The sequence below is a fragment of the Paenibacillus sp. GQ49 genome (genome assembly GCF_059759055.1).
The window spans coordinates 103,984-124,416 of the sequence record NZ_JCAXEL010000018.1; the positions used below are offsets into that span (position 1 = coordinate 103,984).

The 20,433-nt window shown below is 46.4% G+C and carries 17 protein-coding genes; 4 read left to right on the forward strand and 13 right to left on the reverse strand.

Annotation, left to right across the window (positions count from 1 at the left end; translation table 11 throughout):
* Positions 1-140: 140 nt before the first annotated feature.
* Both AC6CIF_RS24815 and AC6CIF_RS24820 read left to right on the forward strand, forming a co-directional pair.
* On the forward strand, positions 141-683 hold the full coding sequence (locus AC6CIF_RS24815) for a DoxX family protein (RefSeq protein WP_498201932.1): 543 nt from the start codon (positions 141-143) through the stop codon (positions 681-683).
* A 157-nt stretch (positions 684-840) separates the two neighbouring features.
* Positions 841-1,053, forward strand: coding sequence for a hypothetical protein (locus tag AC6CIF_RS24820; protein WP_017690673.1), 213 nt, complete (start codon positions 841-843; stop codon positions 1,051-1,053).
* A gap of 172 nt (positions 1,054-1,225) precedes the next feature.
* Here the strand turns inward: AC6CIF_RS24820 and AC6CIF_RS24825 are convergent, their stop codons facing one another.
* The 3 genes from AC6CIF_RS24825 to AC6CIF_RS24835 all read right to left on the reverse strand — a co-directional run bounded on the left by AC6CIF_RS24825 (position 1,226) and on the right by AC6CIF_RS24835 (position 3,433).
* Positions 1,226-2,011 carry a DODA-type extradiol aromatic ring-opening family dioxygenase gene (locus tag AC6CIF_RS24825; RefSeq protein WP_498201933.1) on the reverse strand — a complete coding sequence of 262 codons (786 nt, stop codon included), beginning with the start codon at positions 2,009-2,011 and terminating at the stop codon, positions 1,226-1,228.
* Positions 2,012-2,114: 103 nt separating this feature from the next.
* Positions 2,115-2,945, reverse strand: a complete 831-nt coding sequence (locus AC6CIF_RS24830; RefSeq protein ID WP_498201934.1) for an alpha/beta hydrolase — start codon at positions 2,943-2,945, stop codon at positions 2,115-2,117.
* A 254-nt stretch (positions 2,946-3,199) separates the two neighbouring features.
* The gene (locus AC6CIF_RS24835) at positions 3,200-3,433 is read right to left on the reverse strand and encodes a hypothetical protein (RefSeq protein ID WP_498201935.1); all 234 of its coding nucleotides are present in this window, start codon (positions 3,431-3,433) and stop codon (positions 3,200-3,202) included.
* Positions 3,434-3,845: 412 nt separating this feature from the next.
* Here AC6CIF_RS24835 and AC6CIF_RS24840 point away from each other — a divergent pair, with 412 nt between their 5' ends.
* Positions 3,846-4,658 (forward strand): hypothetical protein, encoded by an 813-nt coding sequence (locus AC6CIF_RS24840; protein ID WP_498201936.1) that lies wholly within the window; start codon positions 3,846-3,848, stop codon positions 4,656-4,658.
* Positions 4,659-4,683: 25 nt separating this feature from the next.
* On the opposite strand, the gene AC6CIF_RS24845 is transcribed toward AC6CIF_RS24840, so the two are convergent.
* Both AC6CIF_RS24845 and AC6CIF_RS24850 read right to left on the reverse strand, forming a co-directional pair.
* Complete coding sequence (locus tag AC6CIF_RS24845) at positions 4,684-5,589, reverse strand: AraC family transcriptional regulator (protein WP_498201937.1); 906 nt, start codon at positions 5,587-5,589, stop codon at positions 4,684-4,686.
* Between the two features lie 381 nt (positions 5,590-5,970).
* Positions 5,971-9,129 (reverse strand): stalk domain-containing protein, encoded by a 3,159-nt coding sequence (locus AC6CIF_RS24850; RefSeq protein WP_498201938.1) that lies wholly within the window; start codon positions 9,127-9,129, stop codon positions 5,971-5,973.
* Positions 9,130-9,443: 314 nt separating this feature from the next.
* Between AC6CIF_RS24850 and AC6CIF_RS24855 the strand changes: the two genes are divergently transcribed.
* A complete protein-coding gene (locus AC6CIF_RS24855; RefSeq protein WP_498201939.1) occupies positions 9,444-10,412 on the forward strand; it encodes a hypothetical protein in 969 nt (322 codons plus the stop codon).
* Positions 10,413-10,566: 154 nt separating this feature from the next.
* Here the strand turns inward: AC6CIF_RS24855 and AC6CIF_RS24860 are convergent, their stop codons facing one another.
* From AC6CIF_RS24860 to purD, 8 genes are all read right to left on the reverse strand, one after another.
* Positions 10,567-11,154, reverse strand: a complete 588-nt coding sequence (locus AC6CIF_RS24860) for a GNAT family N-acetyltransferase (RefSeq protein WP_498201940.1) — start codon at positions 11,152-11,154, stop codon at positions 10,567-10,569.
* A gap of 14 nt (positions 11,155-11,168) precedes the next feature.
* Complete coding sequence (ilvA, locus tag AC6CIF_RS24865) at positions 11,169-12,461, reverse strand: threonine ammonia-lyase IlvA (RefSeq protein ID WP_498201941.1); 1,293 nt, start codon at positions 12,459-12,461, stop codon at positions 11,169-11,171.
* Between the two features lie 254 nt (positions 12,462-12,715).
* On the reverse strand, positions 12,716-13,606 hold the full coding sequence (locus tag AC6CIF_RS24870; protein ID WP_498201942.1) for an alpha/beta fold hydrolase: 891 nt from the start codon (positions 13,604-13,606) through the stop codon (positions 12,716-12,718).
* Between the two features lie 303 nt (positions 13,607-13,909).
* Positions 13,910-14,515, reverse strand: coding sequence for an alpha/beta hydrolase (locus AC6CIF_RS24875; RefSeq protein ID WP_498201958.1), 606 nt, complete (start codon positions 14,513-14,515; stop codon positions 13,910-13,912).
* 14 nt (positions 14,516-14,529) lie between these two features.
* Complete coding sequence (locus AC6CIF_RS24880) at positions 14,530-15,480, reverse strand: ring-cleaving dioxygenase (protein ID WP_260632545.1); 951 nt, start codon at positions 15,478-15,480, stop codon at positions 14,530-14,532.
* A 253-nt stretch (positions 15,481-15,733) separates the two neighbouring features.
* Positions 15,734-16,816: a hemolysin family protein gene (locus AC6CIF_RS24885; protein ID WP_124118555.1), complete on the reverse strand. Its 1,083-nt coding sequence runs from the start codon at positions 16,814-16,816 to the stop codon at positions 15,734-15,736.
* A 281-nt stretch (positions 16,817-17,097) separates the two neighbouring features.
* Positions 17,098-18,435 (reverse strand): hemolysin family protein, encoded by a 1,338-nt coding sequence (locus AC6CIF_RS24890; protein WP_076215111.1) that lies wholly within the window; start codon positions 18,433-18,435, stop codon positions 17,098-17,100.
* Between the two features lie 709 nt (positions 18,436-19,144).
* Positions 19,145-20,410, reverse strand: coding sequence for a phosphoribosylamine--glycine ligase (purD, locus tag AC6CIF_RS24895; RefSeq protein WP_498201943.1), 1,266 nt, complete (start codon positions 20,408-20,410; stop codon positions 19,145-19,147).
* Positions 20,411-20,433: the final 23 nt, after the last annotated feature.

The following is a 20,433-nucleotide window of genomic DNA, read 5'->3' on the forward strand; positions in this document are numbered from 1 at the left end:
AACCTTACTTAAAATTTAAACTAGATTGTGATTTTAATCACAAACAAGATGGCTCTTGGACTATACAATAAAGACATCAAAGGTGATCACTTAGAAAAAGAAAAACAACACACACTAAATTCCATGAAGGAGTGGTTCATATGTTCAGCACAAACCAATGGCTTAGAGAAAACAAAGTAGCAATGTGGATTTTGACAGTACTTCGGGTGTATATCGGTTATGATTGGATGACTCACGGATGGAGCAAATTGACTGGCGGATTCGAAGCTGGCGGGTTCCTTGCAGGGGCATTGGAAAAAACAACGGGTGATCATCCAGCAGTTCAAGCATGGTGGGGAACGTTCCTTGAGAAATTCGCAGTACCAAACGCAGGACTGTTCGACTTCGTTATCCCATTGGGTGAATTCCTTGTAGGTTTGGGTCTCATCCTTGGTTGCTTCACTACACTGGCAGCATTGATGGCTATGGTCATGAACTTCGCGTTCCTCTTCTCGGGAACAGTAAGCACGAATGCTCAACTGGTTGTAATGGAAATCTTCATTGTCGTTGCTGGTGCAAATGCAGGTAAAATCGGTCTGGATCACTGGGTACTGCCTTACCTTCGCGGATTGTTCACTCGTAACAACAAAGGCAATCAGCCTAAAGACACACCAACGATTAGCCCAACTCAAAAAACAGCTTAAGCAATCATTCATAGATTCTCAGCCCTGCTCCCAATCCCCCTGGAGAGGAGGGCTTTTTGCTTTCCAAAATTAGCCCGGATGCCCCCGCCTGACTTGCCCTGTCACAGAAAATCGTATTATGATGAATATAAAGTTGAACATCAAAGGAGTACACGATATGCCGACCCAGCGACGTCTTGAGACCGATGCGGACTTCCAGGAAGCCATGAATATGAAGTATAAGGTTCGAGTTTTCAAAGATAATCACCAGATTGACTCCGGTGGCATCATTATCCGTTTTGACAGCAACACCGTAGTGGTACAATCCAGTGTCAGTGAGCTCGCTTATCATTCGCGTACAGACTGTGAATTGTTCGAAATCCGCAAATAAAGACCTATTACATGAATAAGTCCTCGTATTGAAAGAAGGTTCCTTTAGCCCATCAAGGGTGTACAGGAACCTTCTTTTGTTTATATATTGTAATTGTATGCATTAATACACGTTATGTTATCCGTACGAAACTGGCTTCAAGCACCATAATCAGGCTGTTGTTTGTTCCAAGTTACACGCCGTCTCCAAACTGCCAGCAGTTCAAACTGAGTGTTCCATAAGGGTAAGACTGGAATAGACGCTTCGCTGATCGGGACATATCCGCTGTACCCATGGCGTAGAACAAAGGTGCAAGGTGTTCTGTACCATACGACGGAACTGCCGTGCGTGCATGAGGGGCTTTTTTCTCATATTGAAACAATTCTCTTGTGTTCCACTGCTGCAACCGCTCCCCGATCCAGTTATCAAATTCCACCGCCCACTCTTGCGGTTCATCCGTATTGCCCAGCAATCGCAAATTGTGAACCGTTCCACCACTGCCAATGATCAGCACATCATCATGACGCAGCTGTTCCAGCATTCGGCCAATATCATACTGTTCCTGCGGCGTACGCAGCGAGTCTACAGATACAGCGATCACAGGGAAATTAGCCTCAGGATACATATGGAGCAATGGTACCCATACGCCATGATCCAGCCCTCGGCCACGAATCGGCTGATGTGCCAGATTGCTGCGGGTGAACAAAGCACATATCTCGTTCGCTAAATCTGGCTGCCCAGATGCAGGGTATTCCATCGTATACATCGTAGAAGGAAATCCGTAAAAATCATGCAAGGTCTGATGTGTATCATCCATCGTCACGGACGGTTCAGGACAATCCCAATGTGCCGTAAATACAACAATGGCTTTCGGAGCCGGCAGCCTGTCTCCAAGCTGGTTCAAGAAGTGAGTGTAGTCATTGCTCTCCACCGCCAGAGCGGGAGAACCATGCGCAATGAAAAGTGCGGGTAATGTCATTGCTGCCAACCTCCAGACACGGATAGAATGCTTACTCCTCTATTTTACCCCTAAGAAGGCGCTTTTCCAAGCTGACATTCCCAAACAGTTGTAATCCTGTCACTTATATCATCCAGTGCTGCCAATCCTGCTCGATCTTCTGACGTTCACCCAGCCACTCTCTGGTACGCGTAATTAGCTGTTCCCGCTCTTTACCTGAAGAGAAGGTGTGATCGCCCTGGAAGATGATCTCCTTGTCACAGCGGCCCTCTTGGCGCATCCAGAATACCTTTTGATACAGGAATGCGTAGTCTACAGGAATAATCTCATCTGACGTGCCATGCACAACGAGAACATCACCGCTAAACTTAACTGCTTCCTGGAATGGCTGTTGTTCAGCAAGAGACTCGAAGAACGTCGGTGTGAATTTGTATCCCAGATAATCAGCCGCACCCAGTTTCACGCCTTCATCGTATACTTCCCGTCCCGTAATCTTCACGATATCATTGAATGGATAACCCACGGAGGACCACATCACCAGGTTTTTGACACGTTTGTCACGTACAGCAGTTAGCAATGCAACGGCACCACCCAGACTATGACCAATCAGCGTAACACGCGTAGGATCTACATCACTGCAATTCACCGCGTAATCCAGCACCGAACGAGTCTGCAGCACCATGGACTCCAGTCCCTCCACTCCATACTCCCCGCTGCTCTCTCCGCAACCGATATAATCGAAACGCAGGACCAGATAACCGTCTTCAGCCAGCTCCCGTGCAGTCTTTACAAACAAACGATCCACGCCGATCCGGCTACCAACGAAGCCGTGGCAGATGACCGCCAGAGGGACTCGCTGCTGACTCTTCTCCTCCTTGATATCTTTCACAACCGGATAATGAATCGTGGCTGTTAATTCTTCCTGTCCATGACGGATACTGATCTGACGTTCCATACCGATTTCCCCTTTCCACGCTTAACCTGTTGAGCTTTATTTATTAAATATATATAATCCGATAAGTTTAGTTTGTATTAAGATGTTATTCATATATTATCATCCCGTAACCTTCAAGTCAACGTATGTAAGAACCCTTTCTACGTCGACTGTTATTCTACATTTTATCGGTTGATGACCGCAAAAAAATGAGCCACGCTGATGACAGCTGGCCCGGATATCATTTGGAATTCTAACCAAGTGTTGCAGGATCGTTATTCGTAGCTTCTACGGAACATCTCGTGGGTCTCCACCCGTCCATTCCATTCATGTTCATGACCCGAATCACTATTGTCCCAGAAACTTTTTCCCTTCAAATTGCCATCTGTCAGTTCTTCTGCATACTCCGTATCCTCCAGATTTTCCTCAAAGGATACAACCTCGTCCACGACTCCACGGGAGTTGCTGTTCAGTAGCAGCTTCCGCGTCAATTCTGTTTGTTTATCCATAACAAGCACACTCCAATCTTGGATTTCTGTTGGAAATGCTACTATTGTGATGGAATCGGCTGCTCTTTATGCATCCTTCACACAATCGTTAGATCTGGGAGGTCTGAGGGTATTTTTTTACATGAACAGGGGAAAATAAACGAACAAACATAGGCAGCATATGCCTCGGAATCCTTCTGCCGAAAGGAATGAATTCATGGAACATCTACTGGAATGGATTCAACATCACGGTAAACTGGTGCTGTTATGCACCTGTGTTATACTGGCCTGTGTATGGATATGGGTCCACCATGAGCAGCTTTTTTATAAGGAATGACTTTGCGAAACGTGAGCCCTTCCCGTATACTAAAATACCGTCAGGGTCTTCAGACAATTGGAAGATCAGAACGTGTGTAGACAGGGGGAGCAATCATTGGGGATTTCCTATAAGAAGCTTAAAGAAATACAGAACCGGCAAATAACTGAGATGAGTCGAATGACTCCTGAACATGTTAAACTGTATGACGAGATCAGCACAATTGCGCGTCATGCGCCAGTGGACGAGAGAACACAGGAAGAGTGGATACTCTCCGCTGGAAAAGCGATCGTACAGGCTCAACGGGATAACAAACCCGCTCGCGAGTTATACGGACCTGATCTGGAACAAGACATCCATGCACAGCTCGGGATAACAAATACAGCACCGGAGAAGACGGCTGCCGTTGAGCTGGGTAAATCCAGCCCAACCCGCGGTAATAGTCCAACAGCTTCATCGAAAAAGAAAGCTAACGCTGTAGAACCACAGCCAACCGAGAATCCAGAGCCTGTGAAACGGACACCAAAGTGGTATGCCATGATCGCTTGGGCGGCTTTGTCTTTTGTCATGTTGATTCAAGGATGTGTGGGATTGTCCGTGGGTTGGACTGGCGGAGATACGGAGCCGTTTCAACACATCAGTCTGTTCTCTCTGATCGTTGCGGCAGTTGGCGGGATCGCATTGGTGGAGATGCTTCGCCGCCTTGCTGAACGACCGGACGATGAAGGAGCCGACAGAAATAAGATACCTAAGGTCAATATTCGGGGGATCGTCATCTACATCGTGGTCGTGGTACTCGTGCTGTTTGTCGGGTATCCACTGCGTGATAAACTTCCGGTATTTGCACTGGCTCCGTGGGTGAGTGCCGTGATCGGAGTTGTTGGACTTGCAACGGTAAGGCCTTTATTTGGACAAAAGAAAACAGCATAACACGTATATAAGCGATTAAGGGGCTTCACGAATTCGTGAGGTCTTTTTCCATTTGGAGCTGGTTCCGATGTTTGATTCCTTTGCCCGGTGTCTCTCCAAACTCCCGCTTGAACATCCGGATAAAATAGTTCACTTCCATCCCTACGGTCTCTGCCGCCTCTCGTACACTTGCTCTTGGATGCTTGTCCAGCCATTCTGAAGCCTTCTGCAAACGTAATCGCTGCATATATTGATGCCCTGTCACGCCATAATGCTGGTGAAATAGTCGGTTGAGATGCTGCACCGAATAACCCACTGCGTCAGCAACATGCTTCAATAACAGGTCATCCTGGTAGTGCGTATGCATCAATGCTACTGCTCGGACAAGTGCATCCTTGCTCGGATCGGACTCTCGATTGGAACGTGTTACAGTGCCGCCCTGTGCCATCGATGATTCATCACCGCCAATACCTGCAACAGATGGAATTTTCGATTGTGCTATATCCAAAATAAGCTGGTAGATCAGGGTTGATGTGTTCCACATCTCCATTGCTCCTTGATCCAGCGCATGCCAGAGATTGGTCATGCGTGACCAGATGATTTCAAAACCGGAGATATGGTACGGCTCGTTCTGAATCAAACCCGCGCATTGTAGTACCGATCCAGCCGATGCACCGCCAATACCGATATAACCCAGTTCTCCTTTGGATTTGGAATGAGGCACATACTCATGCGCAACTTCGGGTTCCACGATGAATAACTGCCCTGCTCCCATCGTCCATATCCCTTTTCCCGTTACCTTTAACTGCCCTTCACCACCATGTGACAAAAACAACTGATACACCGGAAATCCATCCGGTCTATGCAGAACTTTCTCTTCCTGCGTGCCCACACAATACAGGTACAGCGGCAACCGGGAATCCGGCAGGCCCGTCAAACGAAATGCAAGCATTCCATCATTCCTTTCGGCTCATAGGCTTCTAGCTTATTCCTTCTATTATCCATCCGTTTGTCCTGTTCCAGCAATGGTCTAAGGAACCTTTTTGGCGACAAGATTTTTCAAAATGGAAATATAAAACTCCCCTTCTCGTTTAGAAAGGGAGTTAACATGTTACTTTACTGAATAATAGATTGTTCTTCACTGAGTGGTCGTTCCGGTCACGGATCGTTCCTTCGATCGCTGTTGTCTCCAAATTTTCGTCATTAATTTCTAAAAGGTAGAAATTCGGAGACAAAGGCGAACGCTAACGCTTCTTTAGAATCGATTCCGTGCCCTTCACTAATTCTGTCACTCTTATCAAGATGATGTATGATTCATGCATTAAACTTTGTTTTATGGGGTATTTCCAGCAGATGCTTGCGCACCAGTACCACCGGAAGCACTTGCTCCGCTATCCGGATTAGAGGATGTACCTGCATTGTCGTTTCCCTGATCAGCACCAGAAGAAACTGGCGGAATGGTCAAAGTCCCTTCAGAAGTGACTGATGTATTTAACGTTGTGTCAGCCACTGCGACTACCAATACCCGGTATTTCCCTGCTCCAAAATCTACATTATCTGAATCCTTAGCTGTAATGCCCACTGTTGCTGTCCCTGGAGCAGTACCCGTACTTACTGTAGCTAGAACTGTACCAGAAGTACCTGTACCGCCCCCTTCTTTAACAATGTACACATCGTAACGAGCAATGCCTGCCTCATTAGTTGGCTTAGTGAAACTTAAGTTGATTGTATTCTCCGTTACACTTGCATTTACACCCGTTACCTTCTCAACAGGTGTGGGTGCCTGATTTTTTGCGTTAATTGTAAAAGCAGGGGACGATGCCAAATTGGATTCCCGTTTACTATCTGATGATTCCGATAGTATAAACACCTTGTATGAAACTCCTGCTTTGATATCACCGCCATTGCTATCCTTCAATGAAAGTGGCAAGTCTGTCGGAGTAGTAGTAACAACTGTTGCATAATTTGAATTTGCAGTTGTTTTGGCTGCATTCAGATCAAATGCCGTTGCAGCAGGCACAACCATTAGCACATACCGTTTAATGCCTGTCTCGTTACCAGGCTTCGTAAATTTAACTGTTATATCAGTTACGTTGCCTGCAGCTTGCGATGCATCTTTCACAGTTGCCTCTACCTTGCTCACTGCCTCTACAGTGGCATTCGAAGTCAGTGTAATTGTTCCGGAGGCAGACGATAATGCATTCGCCAGAGAAGCATTGTTATTCACAGCCATCACATATACTTGGTAGGCCACATCATTACGAATCGGTTCGTTATCCACTGTTTTTGAAATACTTGTTAAAGTAACACTCTGATTAGCTCCCGTTTTATTGACGGTTCTGTAATACGCGCTGTTCAATGCATTCGCTGTGTTCAAATTAAACGCGCTGCCCGCCTTCACTACGAACACCCGATAATGATTCACATTCGTCTCATCTGCGGATTTATTAAAACTCACACGCAGATCACTACCATTTCCAGCATCCCCAATATCAGATGGCATCACACTGCTCGGAGCGGTTACAGCCGCGTTTGCCGACAGTGTAATTTGGGAAGAGTAACCAGACAAAGCATTCTGACTGGAGTTTCCGTTGTTATTCACCGACAGCACGAATACCCGATAAGCAACGTTATTGGTAATGGTATAACCATTCGTATCTACCGCATAGTTTGGAAGCGTAACGGACAGGTTACCACCCGTTTTGTTCACCTGTGTATAGTTGTTCGACGCATTAGCTGCGCTTAGTGTGAAGCTGCCCACATTAGCGGAACGAACTACATATACTCGGTAGGCAGAGATTCTGGATTCATCCGCAGCTTTGTTGAAAGAAACCCGCAGATCACGCCCATCACCGTAGTCACTAATATCCGCAACAGCCAGGTTGCTAATAATTCCCGCGTTACCGTTCGTTGTTAGTCTCAGCACAGTGGAGGAAGTTGACAGCGCATTGGTGTATCCATTTTGCTGATTGCCCACCGCCATCACAAAGATGCGATAATCTTGCAGATTCGTCACGTTATAACCGCTTGTGTCCTTCATGGATGAAGGCAAAGTCGTTGTAATGTTGTTGCCTGTTTTGTTCACCGTATAGTACAGACTGGAGGACAGATTGCTTGCCGTTGTCAGATTAAAGCTGCTGGCAACCGAGTTACGCACCACAAAGACGCGATAATTCGCCACCTTGGACTCATCCGATGAACGGTTGAAAGTCACCTGAATATCACGACCATCTCCATAATCCGAGTTATCCTTCACCTGTGTAATTACCGGAGACGTTGCTGTGTTCACCGACAGCGTAAGTGAAGATGATGCTGCGGACAGCTTGCTGTCTGTTGTTGTATTTGTGCTTACCGAAAGGATGTAGACCACATACGCTGTGTTACTTTTGATCAATTCGCCGGACGTATCCCGTGTCGAAGAAGTCAGCTTGCTTTTGACCGCAGCCGTGTTGCCTTTGTATATGATCGTGGAGTTCGAACTGGACACTTTGTTCGCTGCAGCCAGATTGAATGCAGAAGAATCCTTCGCTTTAACAACAAATGCACGATAATACGTAATGTTCGATGTTGTGCTCGGCTGCGTGAAGTTAATCTCCAGATCGCGGCCATCGCCATAGTCACTAATATCTGCGGCACGCAGGCTTGTAACCGCCTGTACTGTGGATTTCACATTATTGAGCTTCAATGCTTGGGAAGACCAGTTCAATGCATTTTTATAATTATTGCTGCTGTTACCAACAGTCAGTACATACAGACGATACGTTTCATTGCTGTTAAGCAAATCCCCGTTCACGTCACGTGTCTGCGCGTTAAGTGTCAGTTTCGGGTTGTTGCCATTCGGTGTAACCGATGTATAGTTCGCAGAAGGTACGGCAGTGGCTGAGGACTCCGTGAAGCTATTCACATCGCGAGTTTTCACCAGCATAATCCGGTAAGCAGATACCGCCTTCTCTGAAGTTGGACGTGTGAAGCTCACGGTCAAGTCACGACCATCTCCGTTACTTCCGGATACCGAACCGTAGATGTTCCATGCAGCATATTGTGTCTCATCCACTGGTGGCGTTGCCGTTGTCTTGATATCTACACGTTGATTGCGCGAGTTCCAGAATACTTTCTCTCCAAAAGCTTCACTGACAAAGCGAATTGGAACCATTGTGTTGCCCTTAATCGTGTTTGCAGGTACATCCAGCGATATCGCTTCCCCGTTGATGTATGCCGTTTTGGAACCAAGTTTCAAAGTAACTTCCTGATCGTCGCGAGTTGCAACAATCGTTTTGGTTCTGTTCGTGTATGATACCTTCGCGTCCAATCCTTCAAAAATGGACCGAAGCGGAACGAGCACGCGTCCACCTTTCATCACAGGTGCCTGAGCAGATGATAACTCTGCATCATTAATATATATACTGATCCTCGCAGCTGCATCCATAACCGACGTTGGAAGTGCGGACATCAGCATGGCCGATACAGCCAGCGCTGACATTACCTTCTTCACTTGTTTTCCTCCCGCTTTCCTCATATCCATATCCCCATTCTCGCAATTAGTTAACATCGAAATAGATTCGCTGTTCATTTCATTATTCCTGTATTTTCCTATGCACAACTAAGACGTTCTGATAAGCTCAAAGGTTTCCAGTTGTACAAAAAATATTTTCGCAGAAATCTCCCTCTATCTTCCACCCTCCAAAAGTTAAAAATAACAGAAGAATTTGTCACCATTCCGCAACCACATTCTGCACCAATTGGGTTAATGTATAGTGACTAGTGAACAACACCTATCATTTTCTCAACTACGGGAGGTTCATATCTATGACATCATTGTTCCAATCTGCCAATCGTAAAGGCATGCGCACCTTCATTACAGTTACGGCCATCCTCATGTTGCTCCAAACAGCTGTCGGTCCATTATCCGGAGTTGCTGCTGCCGCATCTTCCAGTACAGATACCAAAGTCACAACTGCCAGTTCAACAACGATATATAAAACATTTCAGTCCATGCTCTACAAAAAGAACGGCTTGCCTGCCGCGGATACTTATCTCGAATCTCATATCAATCAAGTCACCACTCATCATGCAACCCTGATGGTCTTACAACTGGAGAATGCCCGCAATAAGGCGCTAACAGCCATGACGGACCGCTTACTTGTACCTAATGTTCAGGACAAGATGATCAAGGCCTACAAGTGGAATGACAGCTTCACCCAGCTCATATCGCGCACCAAAGACACCCATCTGCGTGCACTACTTCAACAGGCACGGGATAGCGGTTATCGCCTGGTTATGTTGGAAGGTTCCCTCTATCCGATCATGAATTATATGGCTTTTCAGAAATATACTTCGTACGTGAAACCAGACATCAAACAATACATTAATATCATGGCAGTTGAAACCAGTAACCTTGCCGCGGACGATGGTGCACTCGTCATTGGCTATCAGGAGATACTCAATCGCGCTATGAATCAGGAACGATTCCTGAACGAATATCCCAAGTCCAATCGGGTACAACAGGTGAAGAACCTGATGAATAACTATACCTTGTATACGTTTTATGGCCTGAATAATACGCCTTTATTTGACTATGAAACGAACAAAATGACTGCCAATGCCCAGAAAGGTTACAAAGCTGTCTTACAACGTAACTCATCCGAAGACAGTGCCTTCCTGACCAAACTCGAAAAGTTCATGGACATCGTAAACGAAGCCAAATTCGAGAAAACCGCTGCTGTCGAGAAATGGCTGGAACAGAATGTGCCGGTCAGCGACTATGCGAATTATTGAGTTAATCCGCTCCCATGGTTAATATCCGGTTCAAGTTCATGCTAAGTTCCATCCAACATATCACCATACCAAAAACCGCCACAGGATTCGCCCCTATGGCGGTTTCTTCTTTGTTTCTATAGTCAAAACTGACTCAACCCGTCAGCTCCCTGCACTATTGAATCGGTTTGACCATATGATTATACTCATGTCCAGCGATGACAATCACATCGTCTTTGACATATCCCTGCCGTTCGTACAGCATTAGCGCACGGCCATTGTCCCGTTCTACAATCAGGGATACCTGCGAGTGACCCAGATCTCTGCCCTGCTGCTCAAAAGCAGCCATCAGTGCCCGGCCGAAGCCCTGCCCCTGATAAGCTTCACTTACCGAGAGAGTATCCAGATAATACTCCCCCGGACGGGTTTCTTTAACCAAAGCATACTTCTCATCCCGGCTTCGTCCAGTTCGATTCAGAATCGGCTGGTCCAGACGATCTGCTTCACCGCCATCATAGGCTACCAGAATCCCCGCAATCAGCCCATCCTGCTCCATCACTGTCACATGACGGTAGCTAATCCGATTGTTTTCCTGCACATAAAACGCCTGCAAAATCTGCATCGCCTTCTCATGATCCGCCTCACCCGCTAGCGAGTAAGCTATATCCCCTATCGCCTGATACAGTAACGGAATGACCTGATCTGCATCTTCTATGCGCGCAGGTCTGATCAGAGGAGATGTTTCTTGGTGGTCTGATTGCATACTGGAATGATTCATCAGATTAACATGTTGAACAGATTTAGATTTTTGTTCAGTTCGGTATAGGCGATACCTTTCCGGTTCATGCGTTCAATGAGTGGTTGGTAATCTTCCTTGTACATCAGCTCGATGCCCACCAAGGCAGGGCCATTTTCCTTATCATGCTTTTTCGTATATTCAAACCGAGTGATATCATCATTTTTCCCTAGAACTTCCTCCAGGAATTCACGTAAAGCTCCTGCACGCTGCGGGAAATTAACCATGAAATAATACTTCAGACCTTCATAGATCAGGGAACGTTCCTTGATCTCCTGCATCCGGTCGATATCGTTGTTCCCGCCGCTAATCACGCAGACCACCGTCTTGCCCACAATTTGCTCACGATACTGCTCCAGCGCCGCAACAGCCAAGGAACCGGCAGGCTCGACAACAATCGCATTTTCATTATATAACTCCAGAATAGTTGTGCAGGCTTTGCCTTCTGGCACTTTCACAATGTCATCAAGTATATTATTGCAGATATCAAAGGTGAGATCGCCCACACGTTTCACCGCTGCGCCATCCACGAATTTATCTATATCATCCAACGTCACAACCTGTTTGCGGAACATCGCCTCACTCATGGAAGCTGCCCCAAGTGGCTCAACTCCAATGATGCGTGTCTCCGGACTTACGGTCTTCATGTAGGTTCCCACGCCGGCTGCCAACCCTCCGCCACCAATCGTCACGAATACATAGTCGGCATTCTCATCGAGACTTTCCATGATTTCCATCGCTACCGTACCATTACCTGCAATGATCTTGGGTTGATCAAACGGATGGATGAACGTCATGCCCTGTTCGTCACATGCACGCATTGCTTCTGCATATGCATCGTCATACGTATCTCCGATCAGCACCACTTCAACGTTGCTGCCTCCAAAACGACGCACCTGCTTCACCTTCTGATTCGGCGTTGTACTCGGCATGAAGATTTTGCCGTTAATCCCGAGGGCATTACAGCTAAAAGCGACACCCTGAGCATGGTTGCCTGCACTTGCACAGACAATACCCTTCTCCATCTCGGCTGGTGTCAGACTGCGAATCATATTATAGGCGCCTCGGATTTTGAACGAACGCACCACTTGAAGGTCTTCCCTTTTCAGATACACATTACAGTTATATTTGGCCGACAATACAGCATCCCGCTGTAACGGCGTTCTTACAATGACCTCACGCAACACATGATGTGCGCGTACGATATCTTCCATGCCAACACTGGCACGGCCGGGACTTGTGGTTCCCGTTGGTTCTTGTTCAACTGGTTTCATGTTGTCTCCACACTCCGCTTTTATGATCTATATAAGTTGAACTAAAGTTTATTTACACTGACACTACGATGACAGAATAACCCTCCAATCGCTGTTATCCCCAGATTTTTTCGATTCCCTTTTCTCAAGGGAAAAATCCGGTGATAAAGGCGAACGCTTCGCTTTTTCAGGTTCTTTCTGTCCTCTCCGTTATCGTGTAAATCATTAATTCAACTTATCTAGCAATGTCGCGCACTGCTTTTCTTTGTATTGTATCACTTTTGTTCTGTTCTTGCGCCTGAGCTCTCATCATTTATCATTCGCACAATTTCATCAATAATGACCTGAGGATCTGTATACATAACCATATGTCCCGATTGATCGGCTCCAATCCATCTCGCATTGGATAGCTTGCTCACCGTCTGGCGATGCGCAGTGATAAGGGCAGGTCTGATTTTCCCCTCTGCCTTGCCCGGTTTCGTACCCGAGATCACGCTAACTTCCAAATCACCCAGAGCCGGAGGATGTTCCAGTAGCGCTGTCATGTCATCCAGAAATGTTTTACCTTCCGCAAGCATCGTGCTGGCTGCCCGTACAGTGAAATCCTCCTTGAGGTGATCCGCTGCCACATCGTCAGGCTGAACACTTCCAGCTTTGCTGCCAAGCATCTTATATAAGCCAGTCCGCGCCATGATTGGAATGAGGAAACCATTGATGGCAAAGCTCTTTTTAGTAAGCTTGGAAAAATACATTTCGCAATGTTCGTCTGATGGATCAACCAGAATAATACCACGTAATCGAGATAGATGTGCAGCTGCCGCAGCCCGTACAATCGGACCTCCCCAGCTATGTCCAACCAGAATGAATGGGCCCGAACCAAGAGCCGTCAGCAGATCCCCAAGATCCCCTGCAATGCGTTCAAGGCTGCGGGGAGCCGAGTCGACATCACTTCGTCCTGCGCCTGCCCTATCATACACAACAGCACGTGCATGCTCAGCAATGGCTGGTGCAACCAGTCCCCAGTTTGACCTGGAGGCGCCCATACCGGACTCAAATACAACCGTCAGCTCTCCTGTTCCCCTGGACATATAATGTAGTTTGCGACCATCGCGGGTCTGAACAAACGCACTTGAACCAAATGTATGTGAGCTAGGGTTAGGATTCATATTTCCCTCCTGATTACATGCATAGTCATCTATCACCGAATCTAATTGAAAATGATTATCAATTACTTCATTATAGAATAATCCATGCTTTACGACAACCATGTTGCTTCAGCAAGATACAGGCGTTCTGTCGCATCTATCACGTTTCAAGGATCATTCCCCGCCACTATGCGGCTGGCCATCATATATAAAAATATACAAAAACAGCCCGATTTCAATTTCCATCAGGGCTGTTTTTAACTGCTTTAGCTTCACGATACCTAGGATTAAACATACCGCTCATTCAATAAGGAAACACCCAATTTACGCCTGTGTCTTAAACCAAGCTGCCGCGGCTTCAGCCTCGGTACGAGTCAACTGATGACCCTGACGCTCCCAATGCATGTTTACATCGGCACCTGCACCGCTGAGCAGCGAAGCCAATTCATCCGTCTCACGTCTTGGTACAATCGGATCGTTCTCGCCCGCACCAATGAACACAGGCAGACCTTTCAGATCCGGCAGTTCCAGTCCGCGCAGCGGTACCATTGGGTGATGCAGAATTGCACCTTTGAATACATCTGCTTGATGGAAGATCAAGCTTGCCGCAATGTTGGCACCGTTAGAGTAACCCAGTGCATACACGTTGGACCGATCGAAACCGTATTCCACCGCAGCTGCATCTACAAAAGATCCCAGCTCTGCCGTACGAGCAATCAGATCCTCTTCGTCAAAAATGCCTTCGGCCAGACGGCGGAAGAAACGGGGCATCCCGTTCTCCGATACATTACCCCGCACCCCAAGTATGCCAGCTCCTGGTGCGATCATCTCCGCCAGACCGATCAGATCATTCTCGGTTCCGCCTGTGCCATGAAGCAACAGGATTGTTGGCTCATCCGGCTGAGCACCTGCTTTATAGATATGTTTCATTGTATTGGTTGTGGTCATGATTTGGACTCCCCTTTCCATTCACGTACTTCAATTCGTGGTAACAATTGTTCAATCTGTTCGCGCTGTGGTTCATACCATTCAGGCAACATCAGTTTCTCACCCATGCTCTCTGCTGGTTCATCCCGTGCAAATCCCGGAGGATCCGTAGCCAGTTCGAACAGTATACCACCCGGCTCCCGGAAATACACAGCGTTGAAGTATTGACGGTCAATGACTGGCGTTGGATGATATCCGGATTGTTCAAGATCCTGCTGAATTTGTTCATGTTCCACGTAATCTTTGGCACGCCATGCAATATGGTGAACCGTTCCGGCTCCACCAATCCCGCGTTGGATACCTGTGGACTGAATATCGATGATCTGACCAATATCGCCGCTTGCCTGAAGACGAAGGAGTCCGTTCTCTTCACCGACTTGCTCCAGACCCAGTTTGCTCACCAAGACGTCCATGGTTTTCTCAGGAACGTGGCTGAACAATACGGCTCCGCCAAATCCTTTGATAGCATGCTCCGGTGTCACACCGTTGAAACTCCAGTTGCTTGGCTGACCGCCTTCACGCTCAACCAGTTCAAGCAGCAGACCGCCTTTATCGAAGAAACGAATGTACTGCTCACCGAATCTGGTTTTATTTTCATATGGAATATCGAAGGAAGCAAGACGTTCTTTCCAGAAAGGCAGGCTTCCTACAGGAACCGCATATACGGTAACTCCAGTCTGACCGGAACCAATGACACCTCTTCTTGAATTTTGCTGTGGGAAAAAGGTAATGATTGTGCCCGGTGCACCCTGCTCGTTCCCGTAATACAAGTGATACACGTCTGGTGCATCAAAGTTAATTGTTTTTTTCACCAGTCTGAGCGCCAATACACCTGCGTAAAAATCTACGTTTTTCTGTGCATCGTCTACAAAAGCTGTAATGTGATGAATTCCTGTAGTTCTGAACATAATCTCCACTCCCTTGGTTTTAGTTGTATCATAGGTTGTTTTTGCTTCTTTTATTTATTGCTTTTCGTTATTTATCTTTAAATTAAGATTCTTTAAATTTATATTAATCCATTGAACCACAATATGCAAGCTTTTATTTTAAAATTAAGATTTAATACAAAAAACAGGCCCCGATCACATCGGGAACCTGCTTTTATAGTTAGAAGAATTACGTTACTTCGCTAATACTGTATTACATTTGTATCACTGCTTCTTAAACCAGTTTCATTCTTTTTGGTGGATTCACCAAATCTTTATGCTCGTATTCATCCTTGATATCTCCGACAATCTCTTCAAGGATATCCTCCATCGTAACCATACCTACCGTAGCACCTGCCTCGTTTTTCACGGTTGCAATGTGTACACGGCTTTGCTGCATCTGGATCAGCACATCCTTGATTGGAGAACGCTCGGAGAAACTCGGCGTATTGTGAACAAATGTCTCCATATTGAAATCTCTGCCCGCAGCCACACTCGTCAGCATTTCTTTGGTATTAATAAAGCCAACAAAATGAGCCTGATCCCCATTTGCAATAACAGGGTATCGCGTGTATTCATGTCGATTTAGCGTCTCAATGATCTGATCAAGCGGCATTTCTTTATTCAAGGTAACGATTTTATCTCGTGGAATCATAATTTCCTGAAGCAAACGCTCATCAAAAGCAAAAATGTTTTTGAGATAGTCCAGCTCTGTCTGGTTGATCTCGCCACTCTCGTAACTCTGTGCCATAATCAGCTTCAGCTCTTCTTCGGAGTGAACGGTATCATGCCCGGCAGGTTTTACACCAAAGATACCAAGCAACAGACGAGCAGCTCCATTCAGCGCATAGATAAACGGATTCATAATTTTACCGAACCAGTACAGTGGTGGTGCCAACAACAGCGTCATTCTCTCTGCAAACTGAATCGCCAGCGTTTTCGGTGCCAATTCACCAATAACCACGTGCAGGAACGTAATGATCGCCAGAGCGATACCGTAGGAAAGCACGGTAGACAACGCCGCCGGCACTTCCATGCGCTCAAAGAGCGGATGCAGCATTTTCTCAACGGTAGGTTCACCCAAGGCTCCCAATACCAGCGCCGTGATGGTAATCCCCAATTGACATGCCGACAGATAATAATCCAGGTTGTGCGCCACTTTTTTGGCCAGTACTGCCTTTTTGTTCCCTTCCGAGATCAATTGATCGATTCGGGACATCCGTACTTTAAGAATTGCAAATTCGGCTCCAACGAAAAAGGCTGTCAGACCTATAAATACGGCTACTAAAAATAAATTCAAGGCTATTATTCCGTCCAATGATTTCCCTCAGGTTGAGGGATTCACCTCCAAGTAAAATTTATATTAAGGTTGCACGAGTGATGTTCCGATGACGGCTCGTTCTTCCGATCGCCATTGCCTCCAAATTTTCCTGATTGTTGTTTTCAAAGGTTTAAAATTGGTTTGCAAACGCGAACGCTACGCTTCTTCAGAATCGATTCCGTCCCCTACACTGTTACGTTGCCAAAACGCTTTAAATTCTGAGGGCAGTAGCCAAATAGGCCGTCAAACCCTAGATTACAGTCATGATCGAACCAACATCACGCTAGGTCGCTAGTAGCTTCCTCAATCTGCGCACCGCTCACTCGTTCCAGAAGAACTTGCTTGATGTGATAATTTTCGGTGTCCACAACGGTCCAGACATAATCGCCGTGTTCTACCGTGTCTCCTTTTTCCACCCCTACACCCTTCTGGTATTGAATCCATCCGGCCACGGTGTCCATCTCTTCATTTCCTTCAAAGCTAAGTCCGAACTGCCGCTCCAGTTCATCCAAAAGTACCCGGCCATTAATGAGATATTGATTCTCTCCGGTCTCCTGAATATCGGCCACCTCATCATCATCGAATTCATCGCGTATCTCACCGACAAGCTCCTCCAGAATATCCTCCATCGTAATGATACCCGAGGTACCGCCGTATTCATCCACAACCACGGCCATGTGTACACGTTCCTGCTGCATTTTAATCATTGCATCCTGAATACTTGTAACTTCGGAGACGAATGGGATCTCACGAACGAACTCCCGTAGTTGATACGATCTTGCGGCAACCATGTCAGGCAAAATCTTTTTCACATTCACAACGCCGATAATGCGGTCCTTGTCCCCATCCTCGATTACAGGGTAACGTGAATAGTTATGTTCATCCAATATAGGAATAATATCGTCATAGGTCATATCCTGATCTAATGTCACCAGTTCCGTACGCGGTACCATGATGTCTTTGGCATCACGTTCGTCGAACACAAATACATTTTCCAGATATGAAAGCTTGGTCTTGTTGTTCTCGTCCCCTTCATAACTCTGGTTCATGATGATTTTGATCTCGTCCTCCGAGTAGGCTTGATCATGTTTGGCAGGCTTCACACCGAATCCCCGCAGAAGAACACGGGAGGCTCCATTAAGCGCCCAGATGAATGGGTACATGACTTTACCAAACCAGTATAGCGATGGGGAGAGCATCAACGTCAGTTTTTCCGAAAACTGAATCGCCAGCGTTTTGGGTGCCATCTCACCAACAACCACATGCAAGAACGTAACGAGTATAAAGGCGATCGCATAAGAAGCAATCGACGAGATTGAAGCAGGTACATCTAAATAATTGAATACCGGATATAACAATCTCTCAACCGTCGGTTTTCCGAGTGCACCCAATCCCAGTGCGGTGACCGTAATACCAAGCTGACAGGCTGACAGATAATAATCCAGGTCCGAGACAACTTTTTTGGCGAGTACTGCCTTTTTATTGCCTTCCGCGACCAGTTGATCCACTCTTGATGTACGAATTTTGACTACAGCAAATTCCGATGCTACGAAAAATGCAGTCAATGCAATCAAGATAATAAGTAAAGCGATATTCAATATGGTAATTATGTCCAATGATTTCCCCGGTTCTCAGGGATTCACCTCCAGAGATAGTTACAGCGTGATCCGTTAACTACGTTAACCATTCATCCGCTGTTTTTTCGTTCATCATGGCTTATGCCTTATATGAAATCGAATAATGATCATATTTGTATATGTCGTACGGTTTGACCTTGTAAAATACAAAACAGGAATTCAAGATGAAGTCAATGACTTGCAGAAACTTCTCCATTCAAATCGGGTTACCCCTCATGCTGTCAATTGTTCCTCGCTTAACTCCACCTAGATTCGCCATTTGGACAATTTACAATATCGCCTACCCAATAGATATCCACCTCCCCTCATACGCATTCCTGTTTCCGAAAAGTATACCATGATTCCAGCACAACCATCCAGTTGCACGTTATGGTTTGGCACAAGCTTACAGTATAATGTTCACAAATTAGTCTTTATGTATGTTACGAACTTTATATAATATGTTTGGTATTACCTTATAAGGTGATATTCTTCACATAATTAGTATAGTCCAATTTATAAAAATACTACCCTTTGCTTTAGGGCATTAAACATGCCTGATTTAATCCTGTATTGTATCTTTCCCATGTTCTTTCCCGGTATGGACAAGTCCGGCCGTTTGCACAAGATATATCTATATACGTAGCAAAGAGCCCGCAGGATGCAACAACCTTACGGCGCACATCTTTACGGGCTCTTAATATTCATTCTACACTAGTGCTTTGGCAGCAATATCCGTTCGCTGATGTTTGCCATCAAAAAGGATATGCTCAGCCTGTTCATAGGCTTTGTTTCTAGCTTCCGCAATATCCGCACCAAGGCCAACTACGCCCAGGATCCGTCCACCATGGGTGACCCAGTCTCCTGCTTCACTACGCGCTGTACCTGCGTGGAATACCACGGCATCTTGCACTTGATCCAGTCCTTCAATGACTACACCTTTGGCATAAGGACCCGGATAACCTCCTGAAGCAAGCACCACACATACTGCGGCTTCATCACTCCATTCAATCTCAATATCATCCAGCTTGCCATGAACGGTTGCCCAGAAGATATCAAACAAGTCACTCTTCAGACGTGGCAAAACAACCTGTGTTTCGGGATCACCAAAACGCGCGTTGAACTCAATCGTTTTGGGTTTACCATCTGGTGAAATCATCAGCCCGGCAAACAATACACCCTGGAATGGGCGTCCCTCGGACACCATCGCTTTGGCAGTTGGTTTGATGATTGTCTCTACGGCTTCTTCAATAATGGATGCAGGAATGTGTGGCAAAGGTGAATATGTACCCATACCGCCTGTGTTTGGCCCCTGATCATTATCGAATACAGGTTTGTGATCCTGTGCTGCGGCCATTGGACGAACCGTCTCCCCATCGACAAAAGCCAGAATGGACATTTCCTGCCCTGCGAGGAATTCCTCGATGATGACTTTGGCTCCCGCTTCACCAAATACCTTCTCCACCATGATGCTACGCAGAGCCTGATCAGCCTCATCATGGGAATAAGCTACTGTCACACCTTTGCCCGCTGCCAAACCATCTGCCTTGATGACAACCGGAATTGCTTGCTCATTCAGGTATGCTTGAGCCTGTTCGTAGTTGTCGAATTTTTCATAGGCTGCGGTTGGAATGTTGTATTTGTGCAGCAGATCCTTCATGAACGTTTTACTTCCCTCGATCTCTGCTGCATTGCGACGAGGTCCAAATACCGGAATACCTGTCGAATCAAATGCATCCACAATCCCATCCGCAAGCGGATCATCCGGACCAATAACCACCAATCCTACTTTAAGCTCAACAGCAAGAGCCGTTAGTTTATCAAATTCATTTACCGTAATGGCATGACACTCAGCGAGCTGAGCAATACCTGCATTTCCCGGTGCACAGTGAATCTTGTCTACCTTTGGACTCTTTGCCAGCGCCCAGATGATGGCATGCTCCCGGCCACCGCCGCCTACTACCAGAATATCCATTCGTTCTGTTCCCCCTCCGTGCA